The organism is Mesorhizobium sp. M5C.F.Ca.IN.020.32.2.1, from assembly GCF_004023105.1.
In the GTDB taxonomy this organism is placed as follows: domain Bacteria; phylum Pseudomonadota; class Alphaproteobacteria; order Rhizobiales; family Rhizobiaceae; genus Mesorhizobium; species Mesorhizobium wenxiniae.
In genome coordinates, this window is sequence record NZ_RZSX01000572.1 from 1 (window position 1) to 4,183 (window position 4,183).

Genomic DNA, 4,183 nt, shown 5'->3' on the forward strand with positions numbered 1-4,183 from the left:
GACTGGCCGATGTCAGCGCCTTTCTGGAGAATGCCGTAGAGATTGTCCAGGGCGCGGCGCGCCTGCTCGGCGGCCGAGGCGGAGCCCTTGATGGTCAGTTGGTTGCCTCGCGAGCGGATATCGACGCCAAGCTTCTGCTCCAGCCTGGCCAGATTCTCGTCAAACTGGCCATAAAGGGCGCTGGCAAGCTTGTTGTTGTCGAAAGTCAGAACGATGTGCGCCATATCCGAAGCCCCCGATGGTAGGTTCTGGGGCAGGTTCTTCACTTCCGCAGCGCTCAACCGTCTCTCCTCATCTGCCGAGACCTTCAGGCCAATTCGGCGAACAGGCTGTTGTAACCCGTCTTCGTGATTCGTACCTGGATAATCTCACCGATTTCGCCGGACTTTTCATCAACAATAACCGGCTGCAGCCACGGCGAGCGGCCGACCTTCTGGCCAGCCTGGCGGCCCGGCTTCTCGATCAGCGTGTCGATGGTGCTGCCGACCAGGCTCGCGCCGAAATCCTGCTGCTGCTTCAGCAGCAGCGCCTGCAGTCGCTGCAGGCGCTCGTCCTTGACGGCTTCCGGCACCTGATCAGCCATTTCCGCGCCCGGCGTGCCAGGGCGCGGCGAATATTTGAACGAGAAGGCCGAGGCATAGTTCACCTGGCGGACAAGGTCCATCGTCGCCTCGAACTCCGCATCCGTCTCGCCGGGAAAGCCGACAATGAAGTCGCCTGAAAGCGCGATATCGCTCCGTGCGGCGCGGATCCGGTCGAGCAGCGTCAGATAATCCTTTGCCGTATGCCTGCGGTTCATCGCCTTGAGGATGCGGTCGGAGCCGGATTGCACAGGCAAATGCAGATAGGGCATCAGCGCCGGCAAGTCACGATGGGCGGCGATCAATTCGTCGTCCATGTCGCGCGGGTGACTGGTGGTGTAGCGCAACCGCGCCAGCCCGGGAATTTCGGCCAGCCGGAACAGCAGGCGGCCAAGACCCCATTCCTCGGCGTTTTCGCCCTCGCCATGCCAGGCATTGACATTCTGGCCAAGCAGCGTCACCTCGCGCACGCCGGCTTGCGCCAGCCGCTCGGCCTCGGCGACGATCTGCGCCACCGGCCGCGACACTTCCGAGCCTCTGGTATAAGGCACGACGCAGAAGGTGCAGAACTTGTCGCAGCCTTCCTGCACGGTCAGGAACGCGGTGACGCCGCGCTTGATGATCTCGGCGCGTTTCGGCTGCGGCAGGTGCTCGAACTTGTCCTCGATGGCGTAGTCGGTCTCGACGATCTTTTCGCCGCGGCGCACCCGTGCCAGCACGTCGGACAACCGGTGATAAGTCTGCGGGCCGATGACCAGATCGACGGCCGGCGAGCGGCGGATGATCTCGGAGCCCTCTGCCTGCGCCACGCAGCCGGCGACACCGACCAGCATCTCGCGGCCGGCCTGAGCCCGTTCGGCCTTCATCTCACGAATGCGGCCAAGTTCGGAATAGACCTTCTCGGCGGCTTTCTCACGGATATGGCAGGTGTTGAGCAGCACCAGATCGGCCTCACCGATGGCGTCCGTTGCCACATAGCCGTCGGCGGCCAGCGCATCGGTCATGCGCTGCGAATCGTAGACGTTCATCTGGCAGCCATAGGTCTTGACGAAGACCTTCCTGGTCGCGGCAGATGGTACGACCGCACTTTCGGCCGCAGTTTCGATGTCGTCCCGTTCGATCGTGTTCAATTCCATCTGGCGGCTTCTAACGCCTTTCGCCGACAAAAAACAGACGATTCTGCCCTGCAGCGCCATGTGTCCTCTTGGACGCGCAAGACGCTGGAGCACTTGATTGGCGCAGTAGCTATTCCGGTTTACCGGCTCGGGCGCGGATCGGCGAGCGCCGCCTGCACCATATCACGCACCTGACTTTCCATCAGCCTTGCCGTTTCCTTGCGGCTGGAACCCTTTGAAAAGGCGACCGGCTCACCGAAATGCACTTCGACATCGAGCCCGCCTTCCGCCATCAGCACCTTGAGATGCGGCATCAAATCCTCGTCACCGATCCAGGCGGCAATCGGCCGGTGCCTGCGGCCGAGCGGCACGCCATGCAGGCGCGTATAGACGATCGCCACCGGCTGGATGAAGACGGTTTCGGCCGCCCCTTCCGAAATTGCCATCGAGGCGGCGCCGAATAGCGTGCTCTTGAACGGCAAGATCATGTTGCCGTCGCCGGTCGACCCTTCGGCAAACAGCACCATGGCGTCGCCCTTGGCCATGCGGTTGGCGATCTCGCTCGCCTGGTCGCCCGACGAACGCTTGCGCTCACGCTCGATGAAGACAGTGCGCTGCAGCTTCGATAACATGCCGATTAATGGCCAACCGGCCATGTCAGCCCTGGCGATGAATTTCACGTCGACCATCGACCCCAGCACCATGATGTCGGTCCAGGAGATGTGGTTCGACGCAACCAATAGAGGGCGCTGGCTGGACAGCGTCCCCTTGACATGGATGCGCATGCCCAGCGCCCTGATGATGAGCCGGTGCCAGATCTTCAGGACGAACGTCTCGCGCCAGAGCCCGGTCTTCATCGACAGGATCTGCAACGGCACGAGAATCAACGAGCCGACGACAACGAGGCCCAGTGCCAGGAAAATCCTGATTTTTCCGATCATTTTGCTCCAGGCCCTGCCCACGTATGGCCAGAGCGTTGTGCGTCCAATTGGACGCACAACGCTATGGCAATTTTGAATCTGCGCTAGCGAAGATCGCGGCGCATGACAAGCGCGCCGGTCGGGCCGTGCTCGGGCGACCTGTAATAGTTGGGACGCTTGCCGACCTCGCGGAATCCCAGCCGCCGGTAGAGCGCGATCGCGGCAACGTTGGTCTCGTCGACCTCGAGGAAAAGCGCCTCGGCGCGTTGCGCGTGCAGTTCGCGCAGAACGGCATCCATCAATTGCCAGCCGAGCCCCTGGCGGCGATGGGAGCGCGCCACCGCGACAGTCAGGATCTCGCCTTCACCGGCAGCCAGGCGCGCCAGGACGAAGCCGACCGGCGGCTTGGCACCCTGTCCGGTCTCGCGCGCGGCATAGCCGAACACCGCGTCCTGCTCGAGCAGTGCGGCGAATTCGTCGTCGGTCCACGGCCGAACGAAATCCTCGCGATGCAGCACCGACATGGCCGCGCTGTCGGCAATCGTCAGCGGCTCGAGCGCAAAGTCCCTGCGGCGCGGCTGGAGGAAAGGAATGCGCATCAGGTGTTCTTCCCGGCTTTCTTCCTGGACAGGATAAAGCCGGCCTGCGGCTTGGCGTCGGCGCCGCGCAGATAGAGCGGTTTCGGCTTTTCGCCTTCAGCCTTTTTGCCGGCAGCTTGGGCGGCAGCCAGCCGGGCATAGACGGCGATGTCGGCCGTGGCACTTGTCGGGCCGATATCAAAGGCGCGCCCGGCCGAGGCGGCAATTTGCGTGGCAGCTGTGCCGGCCAGAACCGGAGAGAGATCTACCGCCATGGCGACGGCTTGCGAAAGCGTGGTCACGGCCGGACCATAGCGCAGAACCGACTCTTCATCGTAAAGCGCGGCATGGATCTCGTCGCGCCCGGCGTCGAGCGCGGCCAGCACAGCGCGGCCGGGAAATGTCTCTTTGGCTTGCGCCGCCAGCGCTTCCAGCGTCGTCACCCCGATTGCCCGGATATTCAGCGCCAGCGCAAGACCCCGCGCCGCCGAGACGCCGACGCGCAGGCCGGTGAAGGAGCCCGGACCGGTGGAGACAGCGATGGCGCCGACGCCGGCATAGTCGGTTCCGCCGGTCTTCAACGCCTCATCGATGACGGCCATCAGATGCTCGGCATGGCCCTTGCCGAGATCGAACACCGAACGGCCGAGCTCCTTCCCGGCCGCCGCGTCGTAGACACAGGCGGCGCAGAGATTGGCGGCACAGTCGATGGCGAGCAACTTCATGAGGCGGCCGGTTGGAGCACCCACTTGGGCGCAGGGGTTCGAAAAACAATTTCCCTGTGCCTGCCATGGCTCATCGCCGCAAGGGGATAATGCATAAATCGTTTGGCGGCCTCGCTTCGACCTCGCCTGAAGGCGGTAACTTATAACGAACGTAACCGTCAGAACCGGTGCCGGACGCGCCTATTCGGCCTCCTCGATGCGCAGCATGTGATTGTCCCAGACATAGGCCGGCTCGGACCGTGTCGCGCCGCCGGCTTCGAGGAT

The 4,183-nt window shown here is 63.4% G+C and carries 4 protein-coding genes and 1 pseudogene; all 5 read right to left on the reverse strand.

Going from position 1 to position 4,183, the window contains the following annotated elements; genetic code table 11:
- Positions 1-281: pseudogene (locus EOA86_RS24500) on the reverse strand (phosphate starvation-inducible protein PhoH); the annotation flags it as partial.
- 26 nt (positions 282-307) lie between these two features.
- A complete protein-coding gene (gene miaB, locus EOA86_RS24505) occupies positions 308-1,717 on the reverse strand; it encodes a tRNA (N6-isopentenyl adenosine(37)-C2)-methylthiotransferase MiaB (RefSeq protein ID WP_128344032.1) in 1,410 nt (469 codons plus the stop codon).
- A 119-nt stretch (positions 1,718-1,836) separates the two neighbouring features.
- Positions 1,837-2,637 (reverse strand): 1-acyl-sn-glycerol-3-phosphate acyltransferase, encoded by an 801-nt coding sequence (locus tag EOA86_RS24510; protein ID WP_095521145.1) that lies wholly within the window; start codon positions 2,635-2,637, stop codon positions 1,837-1,839.
- Between the two features lie 83 nt (positions 2,638-2,720).
- Entirely contained in the window at positions 2,721-3,215 is a 495-nt protein-coding gene (gene rimI / locus EOA86_RS24515) for a ribosomal protein S18-alanine N-acetyltransferase (protein WP_065005897.1), read from the reverse strand.
- Positions 3,215-3,919, reverse strand: a complete 705-nt coding sequence (tsaB, locus tag EOA86_RS24520; protein ID WP_128344034.1) for a tRNA (adenosine(37)-N6)-threonylcarbamoyltransferase complex dimerization subunit type 1 TsaB — start codon at positions 3,917-3,919, stop codon at positions 3,215-3,217. The genes rimI and tsaB overlap by 1 nt, the downstream gene beginning before the upstream one ends.
- Between the last annotated feature and the right edge of the window lie 264 nt (positions 3,920-4,183).

Bases quoted from the DNA above. Each gene is read 5' to 3' on its own strand.
- rimI (WP_065005897.1), bottom strand. From the start codon at position 3,215: ATGCGCATTCCTTTCCTCCAGCCGCGCCGCAGGGACTTTGCGCTCGAG.
- tsaB (WP_128344034.1), bottom strand. From the start codon at position 3,919: ATGAAGTTGCTCGCCATCGACTGTGCCGCCAATCTCTGCGCCGCCTGT.
- EOA86_RS24510 (WP_095521145.1), bottom strand. From the start codon at position 2,637: ATGATCGGAAAAATCAGGATTTTCCTGGCACTGGGCCTCGTTGTCGTC.
- miaB (WP_128344032.1), bottom strand. From the start codon at position 1,717: ATGGAATTGAACACGATCGAACGGGACGACATCGAAACTGCGGCCGAA.